Here is a 21,259-nt window from a genome sequence, read left to right on the forward strand (position 1 = left end):
CTCAGTAGTCCTCTGTCCGCTCGCCTGGCATTGCGTACTGCACACGCTGATAGAGCGGAAAAACGGTGGTGTATCCGGGAACAGGCACGGGGTCAGATCCAGCAAGATGCGGGAACACGTACATGACCAGGTCAGGATTCGGCAGGCGTTTAAATTGGCTGTAGATCTCGTTCTGAGCGTTGCGTACAAAGTCGTCTGCTGTGGCGCGCTGATTCGTCATCTGCTGCTCATCGAGGGGACGTCGCAGTTGTAACCGTGCATCGAGCAATTGTCGGCTGCTTGAGCTGCTTGCCCCTCCTGGGGCTCCCTGTTGCCAAACATCCATCATGGTTTCTTCTCCGTGCGGGAGCAGCTTGTCTTTGTTTGTTGTGCAACCTGCAAGGAGAGCAATTGCCATGACTGCAAGTGGGAGAGCATTAATCGAGCGCGGCTGGGACATTATTCGCTCCGGAGTGGTAGTCGACTTTGCGACCCTTCAGTTCATAGTCGATCGCCAGTTGCTGATCGAGGTGAACGGCGACCTTCGCGCCAGGCTGTACATACACAGCAGCGAATGCCTCGCCGTAGAGCTTGTTCATCCAGGATCGGATATCACTGACCCCTCCGGACAAGATCGATCCGATCGCCGAATTTCCGGATGAGCCGGTGGTGCCGAAAGAGGTGCCGTTGCCGGTGAACATCGTTGTGTTATTGCGCTCGTCGGCTTTAAGCAGCTTCGCAACGCCGGCACCGGCGGCAGTAACAAGCGACTGATTAGTCAAATATTCGGCCGCGTTGGAGCGCCGATCGCCCGAAATACATGGAATGCCGTAGGAGTCGCTGATCCAGCCCAGGCCACCCTGAATGGTCTTCCCATCTGTACTGCTGGCCTGGTTGTTGTTCTGGTTGCCGTCTGCGTCTTCAGCCGGCGCCGGGAAGGTTCTGACTGTGCCGTCGTTGAAGACAAACGTCAGGCTGCGGATCTGCCCTCTTACACATGAGAGTGTCCAGTCGCCACTGGCGGTGCCCGTTGCGACTGCACCAGCTACGTTGGAGAGCTCGATGCCATTCGCAGTCAGGTTGTCTGGGCCAATCAGGATCTTGAAAGGAAACGGGTCGTTGACGGTTCCATCAATAGGCACCCGGCCGATCAGGGCAGACATGGCCACTGATCCCATCAGCGTGGAGTTCTGGGGTAAGGTGTAGGTCTTGCGCACAAACTTCCTGGTTTCACGGTCGACCTGTTGATTTCCAGGACGCAGGCCTTGATCGATCTGTTCCAGTGCATTCTGGCCTCTGTTGGCTGCCGGGCCGAAACTGGTAGGAAAGTTGAACCCGCTTGCAGCTTGACTAGAACCGAGGGGCAGGGGCTTACCGTTCGCATCCACAGCAGTGGCATCGCGTGGTTCAATCCAGACAAGGCCGTCCTTCGTCGTAGGAGACTGTTCGAAGCCTTTGCCGTCACCTGGCTGCACACCAAACCCAATTGGAAGGTCGCCCCCAGTTGCGTTAGGTTGGTTGCTGAGGTTGTTGAGTTGAGTTTGCAGAGAGTCGATCAGGCCCTGGCTCTTGTTCTGAACCTCGTCCTGTAGTTCTTTTTTCGCATTGTCTAGACGGCTCTCAACTTTTGAGTCCATGTCCTTCAACTGCTTCTGAAGCTCCTCGTTCTGAGACTTCTGATCGTTGTTGATCTTTAGCAGATCAGCCACCTGTTTCCGAAGCTCCTTGCTTTCTGTGACTACGGTCCGAAGCGTGTCACCTGGTGTGTCGCCATCCACACCTAGTTTTTGTGCTTCACCGGAACCGATGGCCACGACGTTGTTTTCCTGGTGATCCACCTGACCCTTCTTCGTTGCGGTAAAGAACATCACCACAGCGAAGACAAGAAAGGGCACTGCAAGCCACTTCAGGAGGGGATTACTTTGAATGCTCACGTTCACCCCCCATCTTCGGATCAATCTGGTTTACCGAACTTGGAAGCAACGAATGTTTGAGCCCTTTGCCCTGGGTGACCAGGTACAGAGTTGTGGTATCAGAAGGGTTTCCCCGGGGGCCGAGGTAGGGGTGCTGGTATGTGGCTGTTGCAAAGCTGCCTAGGAGGTCCCTTGGATTTAGGGTCAGTTGTTGGGGGCTCAAGTTGCGCAGCTTGATTGCCGTCACAAATGTGTTGTCGAGCTGCCAGGCTCCTATGGCCACAGCTTCAACAGGCAGAGTTGGAAGCAAAGTGCTCAGATCCATTTTACGATCCACCCGTACCGGCTGGATTCCGGCTACTGGCTCAACAGTGCGCAGAGGTGCATACAGCATTTGGGCCGCATATCGTGTTAGCGCGACGGGAGAAGGTGTCTCATGACGAGGCTCTTCCTCTGCCTCCTCCTCATCGGGGGAAGGTGTTTGAGCTCGAGCTGAACCAGGAGTGCTTGTTTTGGAGGTTTGGCCATAACGCGCCGTAGCAATGCTGTCACCCGCGATAATCTTTGCTGGCTCAAGTGAGGCTTGGCCAGGTTTAGGCGCCGTTGCCGCAATGTCTACGAGCATGATTTCGCCCGTAGCGACATTTTGCAGTTGGAGCCGTGTAGGCGGAATTTCTTCGCTTGCTCGAAAGTAGATTGCCCCGCCAACGCTTTGTACACGAAGGCTGCCGGCGATGCTTGGAGGGATGCCGACGCGAACGTTTTGGTCGACAAACACGATCCTTTCCTCACCAACGTGGAGGGGAACGGCAAGAGGTATACGCTCCCACTGCATGATCTCAACCGCCTGCGCGCTGGTCGTTACCAGGAGAGCAGTGCCAGCTAACCACAGACCTAACCGCAGACGTAGGTTCATGGTTTATCTCCTGCCGGGGAGACTTCGATGCGTTGAGGATCGTCCGCGTAGCAGTTCCACAAGAGGCCAAACGGGTTTTTCTCGGGGTCGGTATCAGATCGAATGATGTGTAGAGGGTATCTTGCAAGTGCCCGCTTAACCCGTTCCCCAGCAACCGATTCGTCAGCGATCAGATCGAGATTAACAATCCAGTCGTTTATACTCTTGACGCTGGTGTGTTCACCGCTCTGATCGTTGATCCCACGTCCAGGAATCTCCGACACGCTGCGTTCGCGTTTTCGGAGTTCTCCAGCATTCAGCCTTAGCTCGTAGTCTTTTTTCAGATAGTCACGGCAACTCGGGGTCAGGTAGCCGTCCAGTCTGCTGATATTCGCTAAATAGTCTTCCTCACCGTCGCGCGGCCATCTCTGCATCTGCTGAAAAATGTAGAAGCCGAAGGCGTAGACGCTCTCAGGAGGGACGTCCCACCACTTTCGAGTGCTGCCACTACGCAGATCTGGCGGGACGTGGATGGTCAGATCACTAGGCGCAGTTTTCCAGCCGTAGGCCATATAGGCGGCAATTATCGTCATCAAAAGCAGCGCAATGCGCAGACTAAGGATGTGCGCCTCTTGAGCGTTCACTTTTTTACGAAAACTCATGGAGGTTCCTTTTAGTCACGGCGGCAGGTCCATGCACCTGATCGCGTGATCAGGCTGCTGTTGCCGAATGGAAGGTGAGCTTGGGCAATGGCCACTTGTATGTGACGATAAAACCAAGTGTCTGGGCGTCCTCGTTTCATGCGGCGAATGATCCTGCTTGCGACGGACAACCCGAGCACTCCTCCGACCAATGCTCCAGCAATGATCAGCGACCAGTTTCCGAAGAGGATCGACGCCGGCACACCAAGGACAAACCCAACGGCACCGCTGACGGAAATCATTGCCCACATCTCGTCTGCGGTAAGTCCACCCATGATTACGGGCTGTCGGTTCAGGTTATTGGGTAGGAACTGGAGGGTTCTGTCGTCGTGGTTGTCGTCAGCCATGGGCGCTCACTCAAAGAATGCTGGTGGCCTTGGTGACCATGAAGATTGCGATGCCAACCAGGCAGACGCCAACGACAGCGGTCGAGCCGAGATCCCGCCACTTCTTCTTACCTTCATGGATGTCGTGGTACACCCCGAAGGCATGCACAGCTACCCCGATGATCATGGTGCCAAGAGCTATCAGACCCAGCAGCATGAATGCGTCATAACCGTAGTTTTGAAATGTCTGTAACCAATTCTTCCCTTCGCCGCGGGAGGGAGCCTGTGCCTGAGGCAGGGCCGCGTTCGCTGCCTGGATGACAGATGCAGCGGCAAGCAATGCGATTAGGTGAATTTTGGGGGTGGGCATGATTGCTCCTTTGATCAACTGAGAACGATGAAGGACAGGACCATCAGAAGCAGCAGCACTCGGATGGCAGATGAACTGGCGATTGAACGATCGATATTTTTGGTGGCCCAGCCACGGTAGATGCTGTACAGCGCCCATGCCGCCCAGAGCATTGCGACGGTCATCACTGTCCCGACGATTAGGTTGGTACTAGCCTGGGCGGTCGCTCCACTTGCTGCGTTGAAGGCGGCGGATTGTGCAGAGCTCATGCTCATTGCCTCTTCCCTCCGGTGGTGTACTGACCGGAGAGGTCTGCGGCATCTCGAGGCTGAGCACGACTCGGGGTGAGATAAGCCTGGAGGCCTTGGCGGATCCGCTGGATGTCTGCCGCCAGGCGGTCATAGTCGAAGTAGTAGCGTTGCCCTGGTTCACCTGCGATGGCGCTACTACGCCGCGCAGAGTCCTCAAGGGCATTGAGCTGCCTGACCATGACTTCGATGTTGGTTTGCTCAGATGCTGTAGCGGCTTCGACCACCGGGCTGACTGCAATGCAGCAAGCAACGATCATGGCCAGCGCTGTCATCGATGAGCGGCGTGTAGATGTCGAAAGTAGATGGCGGTTCACGGGTGGCGAGACTCTGGCAAGACTGTTGCCAAAGCATGCCGCTAGAGGTTTGTGGAGCGCCTCAAGAAATGGTTAACCAGGACCCTTTCATTTTTGCAGTGCCCAGTCATTTCCTAATTTATGAATGTGTTACCACTGCCGAAGGTTATGGCCCGTCTAGGACGTTTACGCTTGTCTTCTCAACGTATTAACGGGTTTTCGGTGCTCGGCTTGATAGGGGGAAGTCCAGTTTTTATGGACTTCCCCTATGTTTAAAGCATAGGTTGGAGGTGCTTACGACTCAGGAGCAGTTCAGAGCAACTGTGAATGTGCCCACTGATGTGACTGCTTCAAGATTATGTCTCATAGCGCCTCTAGAACCTCTCCGCGAGGGGAACATCACGGCCTTCCCATTGCAGCAAGAGCATCAATGCACTGGGTAAAACGGTCAACGTTATGATCGTTGCAACAGCAAGGCCTCCGATTACCGCATAAGCCATAGGCCCCCAGAAGATCTGCGGAGCAATGGGTATCATGCCGAGGATTGCCGCACATGCGGTCAACACGATAGGACGCGCCCTATGAATGGCGGCATGCGTGATAGCTTCACCTGGCGACTGGCCGTTATTTATATTGATGTCGACCTCTTCGATTAAGATCACTGCGTTACGAACGATCATACCGACAAGCGCAATAACCCCGAGCTGCGCGACAAACCCCATAGGCGTACCCGTTGGCAGCATCGCCATGACCACGCCAATCAGGCCGAATGGAGCCATGGCGAGCGCCAGGAACATTCGGGAGAAACTACGCAACTGCACCATCAACAAAATGCACATCACCAACGCTGTGATCGGCAGAACGGCGAGGAGTGATGCACTTCCCTTCGCAGCCTCCTCTACTGCGCCACCTGTATTGACCTTGTAACCCCTGGGCAATTGTGCAGCAAATTCAGCCACGGCCGGTGCAAGTGCCTGCACCACGGTCGCTGCCTCGAGCCCTTCACGAACATCACCTTGAACCGTGATCAGCGGCAAACGCTGTCGCCGCCAGATGATAGGGTCTTCGACGCCATAGTTGAGTTCGGCAATTTGACTCAAGGGAATAGAGTGATCTTGATCTTTTCGTATCTGCAAATTTGCCAGGGTGGCCAGATCGGTCCGCTCCCCTGCCTGTGCACGAACGACTACATCCACGAGTCGATCTTTATCACGTACGGTGGTTACAGCAGAGCCAGAGAAAATCGTCGCCAAGGCACTGGCGACATCCTCAGAGGATAGGCCTAGTGCCCGCGCCTGGGTCTGGTCGATTTTGACCTGCACACTCCGTTGTGGCTCACCTGATAGAAGATGAACCTCGCGGGTATCGGTGTTGGCAGAAAGAATGCTGGCGAGGCGCGATGCAATGTCGCGCACCTGGGCCTGATTCGGGCCTGTGACACGGTACTTGAGCGGCCAACCCACCGGAGGGCCGAGTTCAAGTGGTGTCGCACGTGCAATAAGTCCAGAAAACTCTGTTTTGAAGGCCTCTGCGAGCCTGGCCTGAACGGCGTCTCGCTCTTTTACACCTTTCGCGATCACCACGGTTTGAGTGATGTTTTCATTCTGGAGCAGAACCTCCATCGGCAGGTAAAAACGAATCGCACCTGAACCAATGTAGGTAGAGAAACGTTCGACATCAGGATCAGCCTTGAGCAGCTTCTCAAGTTTCGACGCCTGGCGCTCCGTCGCCTCAAGGGAGGCGTTTTGCGGCAGAGTCAGGCTGACCAGGAGTTCCGGTCTATCTGACGGAGGAAAAAATTGCTGCTCAAGATAGCTTGCAGCGCCGAGTGAGGCGACAAAGGCCATGATTGCAGCGCAGAGTGTTTTCGCCCGATGCTCCAGCACCCAACCCAAAGCTCGCTCATAAGCGCGCATGAATCGACCATTTCCATGGCCATGATGTGGTAGCGCCTTGGGTAAAATCATGGTGCCAAGCAGTGGAGAGAACAAGACTGCCACCACCCAGGATGCCGAGAGGGATATCAACACCACCATGAACATCGAATAGCAGTACTCCCCCGCACTGGAAGCCGCAAAGCCGACCGGAATAAATCCTGCAATCATGACGAGCGTACCCGTCAACATTGGAAACGCCGTTGACTCGTAGGCAAAGCTTGCCGCCCGCGGGAGGCTCCAGCCTTCCTCCAACTTCCCCACCATGGCCTCGACGGTGATCATCGCATCATCGACAAGCAGGCCTAGGGCGATGATCAGTGCCCCCAGAGAGATGCGCTGAAGCCCGATCCCCGTCAGCTCCATTCCAATAAATGTCAGGGCCAGAACGAATGGAATCGAAATGCTGACCACCAGTCCTGCCCGGACACCGAGGGAGAGAAATGACACAGCCAGCACGATCGCCACAGCTTCTGCCAGTACCGTCAGAAAACCATTGACTGCCTGCTTCACGACCGTGGACTGATCGGCCACCTGGACCATTTCGATACCGTAGGGAAGGGCCGTGCGGACATCATTCATGCGTGCCCGTACTGCTTCCCCAAATTCGAGCAGGTTGCCTCCCGTCGCCATTGAGACCGCGAGGCCAAGTGCTTTTTCACCGTTCACCCGGAACAACGGCGCTGGCGGGTCGGACGGGATCCGCCGGATATCGGCTAGTTCGGTAAGCGGAACAAATCGGTTGTTTGCTCGCAAGGTCACACTGCGCAAACTCTCCTCGGATGCAAAGCCCCCACTGACGCGCAGTGCGATCTTGTCATCGGGTAAACGCACCGTTCCCGATGGAATGACAGCGTTTTGCGCCCTGAGCGCCCGCAAAACCGCTTCCTCGTCAAGGCCGAAGGCAGCAAGCCTGCCAGGCGAAAACTCGATGACAATCTGCTCCTCTTGCACCCCTATGAGTTGTACCTTGCCAATGCTGGGAAGCCGCAGGAGCTCTGCGCGCACACCCTCCAGGTAGTCACGCAATTCACGATCCGAGAAACCTTCGCCGATAAAGCCGAAAATCTGGCCATAGGTATCGCCAAACTCATCGTCGAAAAAAGGCCCTTGAACGCCGCTGGGAAGCGTCGCGCCGATATCCGCCATTTTCTTGCGAACCTGATACCAAGCGTCAGGAACGATGCGGGACGGAGCGTCATCTCGCAGATTGACCATGATGACGGTTTCACCTGGGCGGGTGTAACTGTCGAGCCGATCAAGATAGGGAATCTCTTCTAATTTCTTCTCCAGTCGGTCAGTCAGCAGATTCGTCGTGTCCTCGATATTCGCACCAGGCCAGCGAGCGGCCACTACCATCGTCTTTATGGTGAATGCGGGATCTTCGTTCCGACTCAGCTTCTCATAGCTCATCATTCCGCCTACCAGCGTGATGAGCATCAGGAAAAACATCAGGGGCTTTTGACCGATCGACCAGGCCGAAAGATTGAAACCGGCCTGCTTTTTGGTGTCTTCTGGCTTTAAACTCATTGGCTCACCTGCCCCGCGTCATATGCGACTTTTTGCCCGGGCCTTAATTTACTCACCCCTGCGGTCACGACGGCATCGCCTTCGGTAAGCCCGGACTCAATGATTGCTTGCTCAACCGTATAGCGCGCAACAACGACCGGCTTGCGCACCAGCTCGTGCGTGGTCGGCTGAACAACATACACGGCAGGATTACCATCGACGCTGGTTAATGCAGAGGCTGGCAGAAGGACCAGGGGCTTACCACTCAAGGCAAGGCGTCCGGTTACAGTAGCCCCAAGCGTCATGGTGGGTGGCGCATCCGGCAGGGCTACGCGGACACGATAGGTACGTGTGGCCATATCAGCAGTAGGGCTCGCATCGCGAATCGATCCGATGACCTTGATTGACGGATCAGAAATAAGTGCCACCTCAACCTTCACATCAGACGGAACCGAGGTATAAAGCCGTTCGGAGATATTGAAGACAGCGACCCGCTCACTGGTCGATGCGAGCTTAATCGCTACCTGGCCGGCCTCGACGACCTGCCCGGCATTGACCGCTACCGCGCTGACAATGGCAGCGGCCGGCGCATGAAGCTCTGTGTACGATAGTTTGTCGCGGACCGTAAGCACCCTGGTCTTCGCCACGTTTAGTCTTGCATTCGCTGCGCGCCAGTTGGCCTCGGCTTCCTCGACACGGGCGCGAGCCACGAACTGCTTGGCAAAGAGCGTCCGCTGCTGATTGAGCTGTGACCGTGAGAGTTGCTCGGTAGCCTCGGCGCTCACCAGTTCCGCTTCAGCACCACGGACCTCATTCTGCACATCGTTAGGGTCAAGTGTCGCCAGGATCTGCCCCTTCGCTACGCTCATGCCAACCTCAGCCATTCGAGAGGCAACACGCCCTCCAATGCGAAAACCGAGATCGGTCATGATCTGCGCCTGCACTTCTCCCGTTTGAGCCACCTCCTCACCAAGGCTGGCAGCCTTCGCGATGACAGTGCGAACGGGGCGGGGTGGCTCCTCATGCCGCATCTCCTCTCGACACCCGACAAGAATCAGACCCACACCGCCAATAAAACCGCATGCCATTACTGTCTTCAGCAGTGTCATGTCAACTGTCCTCTACCGAAATGAATTTGGTACCAAAAGCAGTGACCGTCACTTAGATCATTGCCGCATCATGAGTTAGGTATTAGCATATCTTGTGTTATAAAAATAAAGAACTAGGCATTTGCATCGTGCGCAAGCGGCGGGAGTACACTGACCACGGTTCGAATTTTTGCATGCTCGCCGTAAGCATGATCAGACCCCGTAAGGACACTTAGTCTGTATAGACTCTTAAGAGAGTAGCGCCCCAGCTCTCAAATAGTGCTGGCTATGGAAAACCCTAAACTGCTCAATTAATCGATACCCCAAGTCACCCTGCGTAAATCTGATCAAGGACTGCCCTATGCTGCGCAAACTCTCACTGGCTGTTGCCATGTCTTGTGCGTCCAATGGAATGGCATGGGCAGCCGAAGCGCCTTTGTCCGTCACCAAGACCGACCTGGTCAGCGTCTACCAGGAAGCGGTGGACAACAACGCCGACCTGGCCGCCGCCCGCGCCCAATACGGCGCCCAGAAAGAAATCGTGCCCCAGGCCCGGGCCGGGCTGCTGCCGAACCTGTCGGCCGGCGCGGACATGAACAACACCCGCACCAAATTCGACGAACCGTCGATGACCTCTACCCGCAGTGGCAATGTCTATCGGGCGACCCTGGCCCAACCGCTGTTCCGCGCCGACCGCTGGTTCCAGCTGCAGGCCGCCAAGGACGTCAACGAGCAGGCCGCCCTGCAACTCTCGGCCACCGAGCAGAACCTGATCCTGCAAAGCGCCGAGACCTACTTCGCGGTACTGCGCGCCCAGGACAACCTGGCCTCGACCAAGGCCGAGGAAGCCGCGTTCAAGCGCCAGCTCGACCAGTCCAACGAGCGCTTCGACGTGGGCCTGTCGGACAAGACCGACGTGCTGCAATCCCAGGCCAGCTACGACACCGCCCGGGCCAACCGGATCGTCGCCCAGCGCCAGGTGGAAGATGCCTTCGAGGCCCTGATTACCCTGACCAACCGCGAATACCATGCGATCCAGGGCATCGTCCATACCCTGCCGGTACTGACGCCGACCCCGAACGACGCCAAGGCCTGGGTCGACACCGCCGCCAAGCAGAACCTCAACCTGCTGGCCAGCAACTACGCGGTCAGCGCCGCCGAGGAAACCCTCAAGCAGCGCAAGGCCGGCCACGCCCCGACCCTGGACGCGGTGGTGCAGTACAAGAAGGGTGACAACGACGCCCTGGGCTTCAGCAACCCCAACCCGAACCCTATCGCCCCGCCCTATCACGGCGACGTCGAGCAGCGCTCCATCGGCCTGCAACTGAACATCCCGATCTACAGCGGCGGCCTGACCAGCTCCCAGGTCCGCGAGTCCTATTCGCGCCTGAGCCAGTCCGAGCAGCAACGCGAATCCCTGCGCCGCCAGGTGGTGGAGAACACCCGCAACCTGCACCGGGCGGTGAACACCGACGTCGAGCAGGTCCAGGCCCGGCGCCAGTCGATCATCTCCAACCAGAGCGCCGTGGACGCCACGGAAATCGGCTACCAGGTGGGTACGCGCAACATCGTCGACGTGCTCGACGCCCAGCGCCAGCTGTACAGCTCGGTGCGCAACTACAACAACAGCCGCTACGACTACATCCTCGACAACCTGCGCCTGAAGCAGGCCGCCGGCTCCCTCAGCCCGCAGGACCTGCAAGACCTGGGGCGGTACCTGAAGGCCGACTACAACCCGGACAAGGACTTCCTGCCACCGGACTTGGTGGCAGCGTCGCGAAAAAATTTCGAGCGCAGGCCCTAAGTGCCAAGGAGGCGACGCTCTTTTCATGGTCGAATTTGCTGAAGGTGTACCGACAGTTCGAACGCTAGGGAGAAGTCGCATATAACAAGCAAGCGTCAATGAAAAGCAAATCCTTGGCTCTAGAGAGATTGGCACCTGAAAAAAGTCCTCTCTGCTTTCATACCTTGCTCATTGGGCGGCTTGTTGGGAGAATCTTTAACTAGACTTGTTATTTGCCTACCGCTCGTTGAACTAGATTTTACATCTTATTAAGTTTGGTTGGTGGAGGCTGTTCAGTAAATTCCTTGCTTGAACATTATTAGGGCGATGGCGCTGAAATAAATGCCAAATATTACTAATCGATGCAGTGCATCATGCCGAGGGACTTCAAGTGCAAAATCTCCTACCTCATGACGAGCGCCGGCTTGCATTCGAGGCCCGCCGGTTAACCGTAGAGATATTGGTTAAGATTTACTTAGAGCAAGTCGCCGCATCTAGACACCTCGCAACAGTCTATCTACGGCTCATGTTTACCTTGTCACTTGGTGCCCTTGCTGGCGTAATAACTTTGTATGGTGCAATTCTTCGGCTGAGTTCGAGTGAAGTGTCTAATCTTGTCACATTACAAGTGGCTGTAGTTTCTATCGCAGCACTAAGTGCTTTGATTGCATCAGCATTACTTTCTGCGAGAGCCCTACAGCAAAGCGCTTTTGATGCAGCACCACTTTTGCATAATCCATTTCCTAGCGCAGTCACTGCAATTGATGAAATTTTTAACCATGAAGGACTTAATGAAAGGAAAATACTTGGAAAGCTTTATTTTACTATCAGTAAGACTATCGAAGATCAACCAGCGCTCAGAGTAAAGGCGCGGGTAACCACGATATTATTAATTGCTGGGCTTCTTTTGACCGGCGTATCGTTTTTAATGTGATGGATTCTGTCTGCTTGAGTTTAAAGTTTATATTAAATTAAATCGGAAAAATCTCTATCGCTAGATGCTCAGGTGTCTTCAGTTAATTTAACAAGTATTTATAGGGGTAAGTAGTGCGGAAAACAGCGATTTAATACATGAAAGTGTAAATTGGAGGCGAGCTCTTGTTTTTCTAGATTAGGTGGGGTTTTATTTTATAGAACTCTCCTTGTACAGCTATTTATTTAATGGATGGTACCTTGGTAGGTAACTTTCTTGTTGACCTATTGTTTGACTGCGGTTGAGCGTCTCATTCGCCGTAATTGATAGATAAAAATTTATGGGTGTGGGATATGTCTGTTGCACTGTCGCGCGCGCTTTGCATAGTGCTATGCAGTTTCGCCCATGTTGAAGAGGGCCTTTTATGCTGGAGTTACGGCGTCTTTCAGTGCCTCTATTGCTTCTACTGGCTCTGGAAGAGGTTTGAGGAAACCACGTTCGACGCCTATCTACCTGATCACCGTTCTGAAGCAAGCTAAGCGACCTAGTGGTTGACGGCAAGCATGGTAATGAATGATTATGAGACTATTCAGTCCGATTATTGAGTTGAGCTATTCATGGCCCGTACACGCAACGAACAGCTGCATGAGCAACGCCGCGAACAGATTCTGTTGGCGGCTACCCGCGTCTTCAAGAAAAAAGGCTTCCATGGCGCACGCACCGAAGATATCTGCCAACAGGCGGATATGAGCGCTGGAGCTGTCTTTCGCTATTTCTCCGACAAACGAGAAATCATTGACGGTGTTATCGCAAAGGAGTGCGAACGTTACCTTTGTCAGGCCCAGCAGTTGTTTAGTAAGGACGGTTTGCATCGCTTAGCTAGCATCAGTGCAGAGGAGCTAACGCAAGAGTTGAACCCAGGGGAGTTTGATCTCAGCTTGGATAGTTGGTTGGAAATAACCCGGAGTCATGGCCAGATCAAACTGATTGATTTAGAGCAGCAAATGCGCAAGCAACTGAGTGAGCTTCTAGCCCATGGTCAACTTGAGGGCTGGGTGCGTTCTGGCCTTTCTCCGCAAGGATCGGCGAGTCTCTTGTTTTCATTGCTCAGCGGTATATGGTTAGAGATGAATTTAGGCTTGGGTACAGATACAGATCAGGCAGCTGCGGCGCTCGGTGATTTTGTACGAACCTATATCTTTGCTCCTGAGTTTCAACGTAGGTTTGGATCATGGTGAATGATAGCATCTTAAAACGCCCTTCAAAGATGGGCTTTTTTTTAACAAATAACGAGACGAAGTACTCCGTTTTTTTTAAAAAAAATTCTCAATATGGTGATTGGTTATGGCTAATCCTCTGCGTTCTGCTAATCAGCACCTTCAGTAACCTGCAGATGGCTCGCTCGGAGGAAGCCATGAGTGGCTTTTCCCTATATGGGAATAGAATCGATAAAAGAGTGATCATGATTTGGGCCACACAAATCGCTGCAGAGCCGTCGAAAAGTGGAGTATGGACATGGGGGGGTAAGAAGGCAGACTCTCAATCGAGGCTTCTAATACCTGAACCAGCTATGCAAAAGTCTTGTAGATATTGGGCGATGTTTTACTCAAAGGTTAACGGTGTTCTACCTCTCCCAAGACTCTTGCGCAGAAGTCCGTTTTTGAAGGTAAGGCGCTACCCACACTGCTTGGGTGTTTCGCATGTTGAATCAACGGAATTCAGGTACCTCCAAATTTCTTGAAAATTAGTTGTGCGAATTATTGTTAAGTATATTAATTTTTTTACGCTGTTTTCGAGGTGGTACTAAATTTTATAGTTAGCTGCAAAGGGGGGCTATATGTTTTGTATTTAATTTGTTGTTGTGCGCAATGATAATTTATTGATATTGTTCGCGTTGGTTGGTTGTCTGGTGTCTATGTTTTTTAAATATATATTGTTTTGTGTGTAGGGATAAATTGGCATGCGTCATGCGTGTGCTGAATTTTTGGTTGTGATTAACTAGTTATAAATTTTTCTCTGCTGGGTTATTGATAGTAATTTTAATTCGGGATTTTAGTTGGTTTAACGAAATTTTAGTTTCGGTCATGTTTTTGGGTGTCGAGATGAAAATATATGTAGATAAAGCTGTCGAACGCTTTCAGGAATCTCCATGTTGTGCTTAGATAGATTTCTCAACCTACTTACGGAAGCTATCACATGTCTCGTCTTGCCGAATACCGTAAACTTGAACAGCAATTGGCCGCCCAGCTGGCCGAGCTCGAATCCATGAAAAGTGATTCTGGGTTAAAAAAGGAAATGGAGTTCGAGGACAAGCTGCGCGCTTTGCTCGGCGAGTACGGTTTTAGCCTGAAGGATGTGATCAATCTGCTAGATCCGCACTCTGTTCGTCGTATCGCTACTAATGAGCCGAAAGCTGCAGTACGTAAACCGCGTCGAGTAAAGGTCTACAAGAACCCCCACAATGGTGAGGTGGTGCAAACCAAAGGTGGTAATCACCGTACCCTGAAAGAGTGGAAAAATGAATATGGCTCCGACACTGTCGAATCCTGGTTGGCTCAGTAATCTAGGATTTGTGTGTAACGTATTCTGTAAAGAGCACGCCATTCTCCGACCTCTTACTTCGTTCAGATCGTTAAGAGGTCTCAGAAAAAAGCTCACCTGGTGAGTTGAGACACCAGGCCTGGTTTGAGACCGAGGTACCGATTAGCTGAATTAGGTCAGGACGATGGTAATTCCTCAAAGATATTTCTTGAAGCTGGCAGCAGTAATACTCACTGCGATGCCGAGCAGCGCCGCACAAGGGAGTAGGACCAGAAGCGGGCTGATGCTGATCGGAAGCGCCAGGTAGAAGGTCCACGGTAGAATGGCCAGTGGAATGAGCGTCCCCCTCGCCTTGTGGTAGAGGTAACTGGACTCGCGCCCGGCACCGAACTTGCGGAGGTCTCGTCGGACCAGGCCGTCGACCAGGCCTGTGAGTGCGGCCATAGCGAACAGCGGTATGGTCATCAACAACACAACGAGACGAACACAGAACACCAGGACGGTGAACAGCGCTGCAAGGGCATAGTTCTGAAACGTCGTGACGCTTTGTGCTGCCATGTATCGAATGTCCAGGTCGTTGCGTGGGCCGGCATGCGCTATCGACTCCATCCCCTGGACCCAGCTGAGCATCCCAGTCTTCACGATCAGCCAGTCATAGGCCCCTGTAACGAGCCAGGTTGCTGTGCGCCCGGGTTCTTGCACAACGGCACTGTGTACCAGCCCCTGGGATAGCCAACTGAGCTCATTTGTTAGCATTTGCTGCCCATGCCTCCAGCCGGCTTCTGGCCAGAAAAAATAGAGGCATACCCAGTCGACCAGGATCGCGACTATGAGAGAACCGAACATCACCCCGAGGAAGTTGAAGGGGAACCAGAAAATCTTGCTGATCAGCGACTCTGGTCGCTCCTGTTGCTGTTGAGCCTTCTTTGATACGTCATCTGCCATGCACTACTCCTCGTCATCGGTGGCGGCCTGGCGAAAGTCTTCGACCAGGTCATCAGGCAGTGCGCTTTTCAGTTCTTGATAGCCCGGGGCTTCCCACCATTCCGATCCAGCCGATGATTGCCGCATGCCGGCAGCGAGTTCCTGCAGGTTGCCTGGCATGACATCGTCGGGGTCGTTGGCCGGCAGCGGCATTCGGATCTTCCAGAGGTTTCCACCTTCGAGCAGCGCGAAAGCCTGCCCCTTAGGCAATCCAACTACATGAGCTGGCTCAATCATCGGCACGCTCGTCGCCTGCAATTGGTCGTGTGAGCTCGAGGTGAATGCTGTCTTACCATTAAGTGAGTCGTTCGTACTGCTCGCCGGGGTGCTGTTGTAGATCTGCACCTTGGGTAGCTGATTGGTCAGAAGTTCTGCCGTCGCGGTCTCTCGAACACGTAGCATGAACAGGTTGTTGAAGTTACCGATGACCTGGCCGGCTTTGGCTTTCGAGCCAATCTTCGCTTCGATATCGCTCATGGTTTGCGTATAAGCAGTGACCTGCATACCGGCGCCGCCAGCCTTGTTTACCATGGGGATAAACTCGTCCCCGATCAATTCGTTGAACTCATCTGCGTGGAGGTTGATGCGGACCTTACCCCCGGCCATGTTTCCAGGCAGTCCGTCGTCGATGCCGTGTTTGTAGATGTGGCCGGCAACAGATACCAGGTCGCTGAACATCGAGTTGCCCACGGCCGCGGCGACTTCGGTATCCGAGAGTGCATCGAGGCCGATGTAAACAACGGCACGTTTTCGGATGACTTGCATCCAGTCAAAAATGGGGCGCTGATCCGAAAGATCCAGGTAGTCCGGGGCGAGTAACTCTGCAATCCGACCCGTGGTGAGTTTCTCAAGGAGAGGCAGCAGGGATGCGACGATCTTGTCGAAGTAGGTCTTGTCATAGCGCACTGCGCTGCGCAGGCCATCCATCACAGAGTCGTTGATGCGTTTCTGGGTCAAGTACATGTCGACGGCTACCACGCGCATCGAGCGGTCTTTCATCGCGAACGAGAGATTCTTGCGATCGATCTTCGCTTCCAGCGCAACAATGGTCTCCCAGGCCTTCGGACCGTGTTCAGCGAAGTACTTTTGCGCGTACTCAATGAACAGCTCGTCGATGTTGATCACGTGCCGGCGGATCTGCTCGTAGTCTGGGCGCCGACCTAGGGCGACCAGCGACTGAGCGATGATGTTGACGAACCGCCATGCGAACTCTCTGAACGCCGCTGAGTTGCCTTCTCCAGACAGCTGGCCGGCGACACGGGTTGCGACCTCGCTTATCCGGCCGAAGCGACCAATAGCGTTGTAGCGTGCGGAGATATCGGGCCACCCCAGGTGGAACACGTAAAACTCATCGAGACGCCCAGCTCGCTTGCACTCGACGTACATGCGCTTGAGCAGATCAGCGTCGCCCTTGGGGTCGAAGACAATCACGACCTCATGATCAGGTCGTTGTTCTGTTCGCCCACGCCGGCTCCAGCGATGTGGGGTTTGGCTTCTTCTGCCCATGCGTCGTGGTGATCCACGGCGATGTGTTCGGCGAATATCTTGCGTGATGAAAACCTCAGCCAGTCGTGTCTTCCCGACGCGGGTGGTTCCCAGCACCAGAGTGTGTCCAACCCGCTCGCCGAGTGGCAGGCTGACGTTCTGCTCATCTGGCTCTATCCCATGCAACCTCGGTAGACCTCCCACGGGTGGAAGAGGCCGGGCGGGATTCAAGCTGGAGTCCCAGCTGGTGACCTTCGTGACCGCCTTCAGAGGGAAGGGGGCAAACTCCAGGCACTCTTCCAGCCAGCGCGCCCTCTCATACAGCCTGGTCGGTTCGACGTATCTGGAGTATTGGGGCAGGTAGGTATCAGCTAAGCGTTGGGTGTGTTTTTGCGTCCAGCGAAATCCCCTGCCGATGAATAGACGCTCGTTGCTGATCGGCATTTCGGCGCTAGTCATTGTGTAATGGGGAAGTCGCCTAAGGTTGGCCTGGTAACGCAGCACCCTGCGTGCCTGCAGTAATCGAACTGTGCCCAGGTAGGTGAAGCCCAGTGCTGCGACTATTCCGAACAGCGGGGTCAACGCGAATGCCCATGGAGCTTGAACGCAGAGTGCCGCCGCAACGTAGCAGACAGCCGTGGTGAACAGCTCCACCGGAGTGCGTAGAAGTGATTCAAGTGTATAGGTGGTCATGTTCGTTCCTCTTGTTAGGCGTGAACGCTGTTGCTTCTCTACGGGCATGTTCAACGTCTTCATCGGGTAACCGTTCGGCCAGCCGGAGTGCAAATGCGTGTTCGTTGATCTGTGAAACGCCAGTGACCTTGCCCCCGTACAGCTCGCTCACATGTTTGATCTGGTCAATCAGCTCTTCTCGGCCGGGGCGACTCAGGGGATGGCTGATGACTACCGTGAAGACTGCTGACGGTCCCGGCATGCACCACCTCTTACTGCTGTCGAATGATTGTTGAGGTGATCAGTACCGGGTAGTGCTTCAGCCCTAGCCGGTTGGCGATATCGCTTGCGGGTGTCGGCTCAAGTTGCAACCCGGGCGCCAAACGCCTGATCTCCTCGATCCGAGCGGCGGAGGTGACGTTGACGACTAGCCCCACTGCTTGCAGTTGCTGCAGCTGCTGTAGGTGCTGTGTCAGCCATGCCCGTGACATCGGGTCGTCACCGAGGAGAAAAAGCGGTTGCAGGCCAGGGGCATTGATTGTCCTGCCTACTACCGCCCCTGGCGTCATCTCTGGAGTTTTGACGGGATAGGCCCCACCGCTTAGGAGTCCTTTGAGTGGTGGGGGACCCGACTCTGGTACCACGTTGAGGTCCTGGTAGTAGGGCAGGGCTGAAACTCCACCGTGGTCCTGGACAACTATGAGTTTGGAACTGGCTTGCACCGTGCCGGCTGTAAGCATTGCAAGCAGGACCGGAGCTGCCCTCAGAAAACTCGTCATTGATTGTTCACCAAGAAGTTTATGCCTGTGACACGGCTTAGGTGCCGAGCGAAATCTGCTCTGTATTTGGATGCAGGCGCGCCACCGGCAGGGCGGTGGTAGCGACCCGCCGCATCAAACCAGTTGCCACCCTTGGCTTTGTGTTCAGCCAGAATCTCTGCGGTGACATTCAGGTTCTTGTAAGGGTCGAGCCCTTCGCAGGGGGAGCTGTAGCGATGGCCGTTAGCGTGGATGTTCGTCTGACCAAGGCCGACGTCGACTCTCGACGGACCAGCAGTTGCGATAGCAATATTCAGCGCCCTGCATGCATCGATCCTGGTAGCGAATCGGTAGCCGGTACCGGCCACATTCAGCGTCCAAGGCCAAGGCACAATCTGTCCTCGAAGTTTGGTACCGCTCTCTTGCAGCGCAACGGAATACAGCACCACGGCTGGTACTCCGTGGGTGATCGCAATCGCCTTGTAAGCTGGTGGAGGATCCTCAGCGGCCATTGCCTGGCTGCACAGCAGCACCAGGATCCAGCAGGTCCTCATTACTGACGGCGCCATTGTCCATTCACCTGTTTTACTGCCGCCGGGAGTTCACCACCCAGGCCAAGGCCGAGCCAGCGACCTTGGTCATGGTTGAGGGTGATTCGTCGGCTCTTGACGTTGACCGGGTCGACGCCAGCGAGAATTGCCCATCGTCGGATGCGCTCGTCATCGCCCTGGCTGCCGACGAAGTAGAGATCGAAAGGTACCTGCGATGCTTGTAGCTTCTTCACTTCGTCGATGCACGCAACGCAGTTATCTTTCACGAAGATCGCCAGGCGACCGTCTCCCTGCAGCAACGGTGAGCTGTTTGCTGTTGGATTGGTCAGGGTTGCGGAGGAGATCTCGATCGCTTTCTCGCCTGGGTAGAGTCTCCTGTACGCTTCATCGTATGCGCGCTGATACGACAACTCTTTTTCTACACGCTGCCTTTCGGTCTTGACTTGCAGCTCCGCATAGCGCCGGCGCTCCTCATCAGAGCGTGCTTCGATACCCAGAGCAGTCAATGGGTCCAGCCCCGGCGAGTACACCCCCCGCGGCCCCTGCATCACATCCTGGTACCGCTGGTACTCTTGGGTGGAAATCCCCCATTCATTTGCTGCCTTGTCTTGGAGTCTTCTCTGTGATGATTCGCCTTCGGCGGTGAAGTGGAGCTGTGATGCCTGGCCTGCAGATACCGGTGCTGCTGCGGCGTAAGCCGTGGGGATCAGGTAGCAGGTGAGGGTGCAGAGAATCTTTAGATTCATGAGTAGTTAATTCCTATGGCTGAAGGCTCAATGTTTTTGTTGATCCGGATGCGTCGAATGTCGCAGTTGTTTCGTTGAGCGCCTTCAGCCGCCATTGAGTTCCCGCAACAACGTCTCCAGGTCGAACCAGGTAGATCTGGCTCAGCCGTGTACTTCCTGAAGGCGCGATAGATAGGAACCTCTCTCCCCCCCTGTACTCGATGCCAAACATCTGGAAGGGAGGGGGCTCAGGTGGCGCGGGAGGTGCCTTGGCTTTAGCGGCCGGTTTGGGCCTAGCAGGCTTGGATGGGGTGGGTGCCGCGGATGGTTTCTCAGGCTTGCTCAGTCGTTGGACTGCTCCACTCAATGACTCCACATCGGCCTTGATCACCAGAAGCTCGCTGGAGTTTGCAGCTGAATGGGCAACATCAATGGCAAGGTCGTGTGCACGCTTTGCGTAGTCTTGAGCAACGTCGACCCGGTTTGAGATCGCTTTCTGTGCTGCAGAGAAGTCTTCTTGCGTGACTAAAGGTTTACCCGCGATAGCGTCCAGGCGATCATCACTTTTACTCATTCTCGAGAGCAGCGCATCGAGCTTGGCTTTCTCCGCAGTGCCTTCCAGCGAGCCTCGCAATAGTGAGAGCTGGTACTGTTGAACGCCTAAGGCTGTGAGTAGGGCGATGGCGCCCAGGCTGGTGAGCAGTGTTTTCTTTGTCAGGCGCAGTTTCATGGGAGTCCTCTCGAAGCTGAGAACACCCTCGCCGAAAAGCTGATTCAGCGCTTTAGAAAATGATTAGTTCGTAGGCTTACATTTTCCCTCATGGATGCTTTTGTGCTTATGGATGAACGAAATAGGCGCAGGATAAGAATGGGTCTTTTACTTTTGTAGTGCGATTTAAATAAATGCAGGGTGCAGTGATCATTTATTGGTATGTATGGCTGGCTGCTAAATTTTGGATTTTATTATCGGGGTGGTCTGTTTTCTGTATTCAGAAAATTTAGCTTCCAGTTTGGTAATGCTTTTAATCGTTTTTCTTAATTCAACTTCTTTTTTTACTATTTTTTCCTCTATGGCTAAGTCAATGTATAGAAGTCCTGTGGCTATTGTGCCAAGCATTGGCCAGTACCAATATGTTCTTGTATGAAAAGAAAATGCAGCAGCAAAAGCTGAAATTATAATTACTAAGATAGGCCAGATTTCCTGTAGTTTCATCAGGGGTTCTTCTATCTTTTTTATATCGGATAGTTGGTATTTTGCAATTATTTGAAGTTTTTGGATTTGCTCTTGTATTTCATCTCTCTGCCACTGCTCCATACAGCTAACCCTGTTTGATTGTTTGCTCGAAATTTGCCATAGAGGGAGCTATCTCGACTTATAGTGTTCAATAATTTTTTTTAAAATCTCAAGCTCTTATGCTGTTGGATTATTCGTGCTCGGCTAAAGCTTCCCAAACTTGGTGCGGTGACATGCTCATTTCCAGCCAGACCTGCGTCAGCAGCAGGGCGACGAAGCAACCCAGGCCGATGCCCAGGCTCAGGTCGGCGATGT

General features: G+C 54.1%; 22 protein-coding genes. 4 read left to right on the forward strand and 18 right to left on the reverse strand.

The window, feature by feature from the left end:
* Window position 1 precedes the first annotated feature (1 nt).
* From H7A76_RS26860 to H7A76_RS26905, 10 genes are all read right to left on the reverse strand, one after another.
* Entirely contained in the window at window positions 2-439 is a 438-nt protein-coding gene (locus H7A76_RS26860; RefSeq protein ID WP_185701310.1) for a TIGR03751 family conjugal transfer lipoprotein, read from the reverse strand.
* Window positions 417-1,913 carry a TIGR03752 family integrating conjugative element protein gene (locus tag H7A76_RS26865; protein WP_185701311.1) on the reverse strand — a complete coding sequence of 499 codons (1,497 nt, stop codon included), beginning with the start codon at window positions 1,911-1,913 and terminating at the stop codon, window positions 417-419. Before H7A76_RS26865 ends, H7A76_RS26860 begins: the two co-directional genes overlap by 23 nt.
* Window positions 1,897-2,808 carry a TIGR03749 family integrating conjugative element protein gene (locus H7A76_RS26870; protein WP_185701312.1) on the reverse strand — a complete coding sequence of 304 codons (912 nt, stop codon included), beginning with the start codon at window positions 2,806-2,808 and terminating at the stop codon, window positions 1,897-1,899. Before H7A76_RS26870 ends, H7A76_RS26865 begins: the two co-directional genes overlap by 17 nt.
* Complete coding sequence (locus H7A76_RS26875) at window positions 2,805-3,449, reverse strand: PFL_4703 family integrating conjugative element protein (protein ID WP_185701313.1); 645 nt, start codon at window positions 3,447-3,449, stop codon at window positions 2,805-2,807. Before H7A76_RS26875 ends, H7A76_RS26870 begins: the two co-directional genes overlap by 4 nt.
* 11 nt (window positions 3,450-3,460) lie before the next feature.
* A complete protein-coding gene (locus H7A76_RS26880; RefSeq protein WP_185701314.1) occupies window positions 3,461-3,835 on the reverse strand; it encodes a TIGR03750 family conjugal transfer protein in 375 nt (124 codons plus the stop codon).
* A gap of 10 nt (window positions 3,836-3,845) precedes the next feature.
* Window positions 3,846-4,184 carry a TIGR03745 family integrating conjugative element membrane protein gene (locus tag H7A76_RS26885; protein ID WP_185701315.1) on the reverse strand — a complete coding sequence of 113 codons (339 nt, stop codon included), beginning with the start codon at window positions 4,182-4,184 and terminating at the stop codon, window positions 3,846-3,848.
* A 14-nt stretch (window positions 4,185-4,198) separates the two neighbouring features.
* Window positions 4,199-4,432: a TIGR03758 family integrating conjugative element protein gene (locus tag H7A76_RS26890; RefSeq protein ID WP_409519209.1), complete on the reverse strand. Its 234-nt coding sequence runs from the start codon at window positions 4,430-4,432 to the stop codon at window positions 4,199-4,201.
* A gap of 2 nt (window positions 4,433-4,434) precedes the next feature.
* Window positions 4,435-4,746, reverse strand: a complete 312-nt coding sequence (locus H7A76_RS26895) for an RAQPRD family integrative conjugative element protein (RefSeq protein ID WP_185701317.1) — start codon at window positions 4,744-4,746, stop codon at window positions 4,435-4,437.
* Between the two features lie 395 nt (window positions 4,747-5,141).
* On the reverse strand, window positions 5,142-8,231 hold the full coding sequence (locus tag H7A76_RS26900; protein ID WP_185701318.1) for an efflux RND transporter permease subunit: 3,090 nt from the start codon (window positions 8,229-8,231) through the stop codon (window positions 5,142-5,144).
* Window positions 8,228-9,319 carry an efflux RND transporter periplasmic adaptor subunit gene (locus tag H7A76_RS26905; RefSeq protein WP_185701319.1) on the reverse strand — a complete coding sequence of 364 codons (1,092 nt, stop codon included), beginning with the start codon at window positions 9,317-9,319 and terminating at the stop codon, window positions 8,228-8,230. The genes H7A76_RS26900 and H7A76_RS26905 overlap by 4 nt, the downstream gene beginning before the upstream one ends.
* Before the next feature lie 340 nt (window positions 9,320-9,659).
* On the opposite strand from H7A76_RS26905, the gene H7A76_RS26910 reads away from it, so the two are divergent.
* From H7A76_RS26910 to H7A76_RS26925, 4 genes are all read left to right on the forward strand, one after another.
* Window positions 9,660-11,102 (forward strand): TolC family outer membrane protein, encoded by a 1,443-nt coding sequence (locus H7A76_RS26910; RefSeq protein ID WP_185701320.1) that lies wholly within the window; start codon window positions 9,660-9,662, stop codon window positions 11,100-11,102.
* Between the two features lie 370 nt (window positions 11,103-11,472).
* The gene (locus H7A76_RS26915) at window positions 11,473-12,015 is read left to right on the forward strand and encodes a hypothetical protein (RefSeq protein WP_185701321.1); all 543 of its coding nucleotides are present in this window, start codon (window positions 11,473-11,475) and stop codon (window positions 12,013-12,015) included.
* 596 nt (window positions 12,016-12,611) lie between these two features.
* Window positions 12,612-13,232 (forward strand): TetR/AcrR family transcriptional regulator, encoded by a 621-nt coding sequence (locus tag H7A76_RS26920; protein ID WP_185701322.1) that lies wholly within the window; start codon window positions 12,612-12,614, stop codon window positions 13,230-13,232.
* Between the two features lie 958 nt (window positions 13,233-14,190).
* Window positions 14,191-14,556 (forward strand): histone-like nucleoid-structuring protein, MvaT/MvaU family, encoded by a 366-nt coding sequence (locus H7A76_RS26925; RefSeq protein ID WP_185701323.1) that lies wholly within the window; start codon window positions 14,191-14,193, stop codon window positions 14,554-14,556.
* 174 nt (window positions 14,557-14,730) lie between these two features.
* Here H7A76_RS26925 and H7A76_RS26930 read toward each other — a convergent pair whose 3' ends face one another.
* From H7A76_RS26930 to H7A76_RS26965, 8 genes are all read right to left on the reverse strand, one after another.
* The gene (locus H7A76_RS26930) at window positions 14,731-15,480 is read right to left on the reverse strand and encodes a TIGR03747 family integrating conjugative element membrane protein (protein ID WP_185701324.1); all 750 of its coding nucleotides are present in this window, start codon (window positions 15,478-15,480) and stop codon (window positions 14,731-14,733) included.
* Between the two features lie 3 nt (window positions 15,481-15,483).
* Window positions 15,484-17,697, reverse strand: coding sequence for a type IV conjugative transfer system coupling protein TraD (gene traD, locus H7A76_RS26935; protein ID WP_185701325.1), 2,214 nt, complete (start codon window positions 17,695-17,697; stop codon window positions 15,484-15,486).
* A gap of 251 nt (window positions 17,698-17,948) precedes the next feature.
* Window positions 17,949-18,455 carry an integrating conjugative element protein gene (locus H7A76_RS26940; protein ID WP_185701326.1) on the reverse strand — a complete coding sequence of 169 codons (507 nt, stop codon included), beginning with the start codon at window positions 18,453-18,455 and terminating at the stop codon, window positions 17,949-17,951.
* A complete protein-coding gene (locus tag H7A76_RS26945) occupies window positions 18,452-19,003 on the reverse strand; it encodes a transglycosylase SLT domain-containing protein (RefSeq protein WP_185701327.1) in 552 nt (183 codons plus the stop codon). Before H7A76_RS26945 ends, H7A76_RS26940 begins: the two co-directional genes overlap by 4 nt.
* Window positions 18,988-19,731 (reverse strand): TIGR03759 family integrating conjugative element protein, encoded by a 744-nt coding sequence (locus H7A76_RS26950; protein WP_185701328.1) that lies wholly within the window; start codon window positions 19,729-19,731, stop codon window positions 18,988-18,990. Before H7A76_RS26950 ends, H7A76_RS26945 begins: the two co-directional genes overlap by 16 nt.
* A gap of 13 nt (window positions 19,732-19,744) precedes the next feature.
* A complete protein-coding gene (locus H7A76_RS26955) occupies window positions 19,745-20,440 on the reverse strand; it encodes a methyl-accepting chemotaxis protein (protein ID WP_185701329.1) in 696 nt (231 codons plus the stop codon).
* Window positions 20,441-20,656: 216 nt separating this feature from the next.
* Window positions 20,657-21,025 (reverse strand): hypothetical protein, encoded by a 369-nt coding sequence (locus H7A76_RS26960; protein WP_185701330.1) that lies wholly within the window; start codon window positions 21,023-21,025, stop codon window positions 20,657-20,659.
* A 109-nt stretch (window positions 21,026-21,134) separates the two neighbouring features.
* A partial coding sequence (locus tag H7A76_RS26965) for a paraquat-inducible protein A (RefSeq protein WP_185701331.1) occupies window positions 21,135-21,259 on the reverse strand: 125 nt, incomplete at its 5' end.

Source organism: Pseudomonas sp. MSSRFD41, assembly GCF_014230245.1.
GTDB lineage: Bacteria > Pseudomonadota > Gammaproteobacteria > Pseudomonadales > Pseudomonadaceae > Aquipseudomonas > Aquipseudomonas piscis.

Excerpts from the sequence above, each read along its gene's own strand:
- H7A76_RS26875 (WP_185701313.1), bottom strand. The coding sequence starts at position 3,449 with ATGAGTTTTCGTAAAAAAGTGAACGCTCAAGAGGCGCACATCCTTAGT.
- H7A76_RS26955 (WP_185701329.1), bottom strand. The coding sequence starts at position 20,440 with ATGAAACTGCGCCTGACAAAGAAAACACTGCTCACCAGCCTGGGCGCC.
- H7A76_RS26910 (WP_185701320.1), top strand. The coding sequence starts at position 9,660 with ATGCTGCGCAAACTCTCACTGGCTGTTGCCATGTCTTGTGCGTCCAAT.
- H7A76_RS26945 (WP_185701327.1), bottom strand. The coding sequence starts at position 19,003 with ATGGCGCCGTCAGTAATGAGGACCTGCTGGATCCTGGTGCTGCTGTGC.
- H7A76_RS26920 (WP_185701322.1), top strand. The coding sequence starts at position 12,612 with ATGGCCCGTACACGCAACGAACAGCTGCATGAGCAACGCCGCGAACAG.
- H7A76_RS26930 (WP_185701324.1), bottom strand. The coding sequence starts at position 15,480 with ATGGCAGATGACGTATCAAAGAAGGCTCAACAGCAACAGGAGCGACCA.
- H7A76_RS26900 (WP_185701318.1), bottom strand. The coding sequence starts at position 8,231 with ATGAGTTTAAAGCCAGAAGACACCAAAAAGCAGGCCGGTTTCAATCTT.
- H7A76_RS26880 (WP_185701314.1), bottom strand. The coding sequence starts at position 3,835 with ATGGCTGACGACAACCACGACGACAGAACCCTCCAGTTCCTACCCAAT.
- H7A76_RS26890 (WP_409519209.1), bottom strand. The coding sequence starts at position 4,432 with ATGAGCTCTGCACAATCCGCCGCCTTCAACGCAGCAAGTGGAGCGACC.
- traD (WP_185701325.1), bottom strand. The coding sequence starts at position 17,697 with ATGACCACCTATACACTTGAATCACTTCTACGCACTCCGGTGGAGCTG.
- H7A76_RS26860 (WP_185701310.1), bottom strand. The coding sequence starts at position 439 with ATGTCCCAGCCGCGCTCGATTAATGCTCTCCCACTTGCAGTCATGGCA.
- H7A76_RS26905 (WP_185701319.1), bottom strand. The coding sequence starts at position 9,319 with ATGACACTGCTGAAGACAGTAATGGCATGCGGTTTTATTGGCGGTGTG.
- H7A76_RS26950 (WP_185701328.1), bottom strand. The coding sequence starts at position 19,731 with ATGAATCTAAAGATTCTCTGCACCCTCACCTGCTACCTGATCCCCACG.
- H7A76_RS26960 (WP_185701330.1), bottom strand. The coding sequence starts at position 21,025 with ATGGAGCAGTGGCAGAGAGATGAAATACAAGAGCAAATCCAAAAACTT.
- H7A76_RS26925 (WP_185701323.1), top strand. The coding sequence starts at position 14,191 with ATGTCTCGTCTTGCCGAATACCGTAAACTTGAACAGCAATTGGCCGCC.
- H7A76_RS26885 (WP_185701315.1), bottom strand. The coding sequence starts at position 4,184 with ATGCCCACCCCCAAAATTCACCTAATCGCATTGCTTGCCGCTGCATCT.
- H7A76_RS26940 (WP_185701326.1), bottom strand. The coding sequence starts at position 18,455 with ATGACGAGTTTTCTGAGGGCAGCTCCGGTCCTGCTTGCAATGCTTACA.
- H7A76_RS26895 (WP_185701317.1), bottom strand. The coding sequence starts at position 4,746 with ATGACAGCGCTGGCCATGATCGTTGCTTGCTGCATTGCAGTCAGCCCG.
- H7A76_RS26870 (WP_185701312.1), bottom strand. The coding sequence starts at position 2,808 with ATGAACCTACGTCTGCGGTTAGGTCTGTGGTTAGCTGGCACTGCTCTC.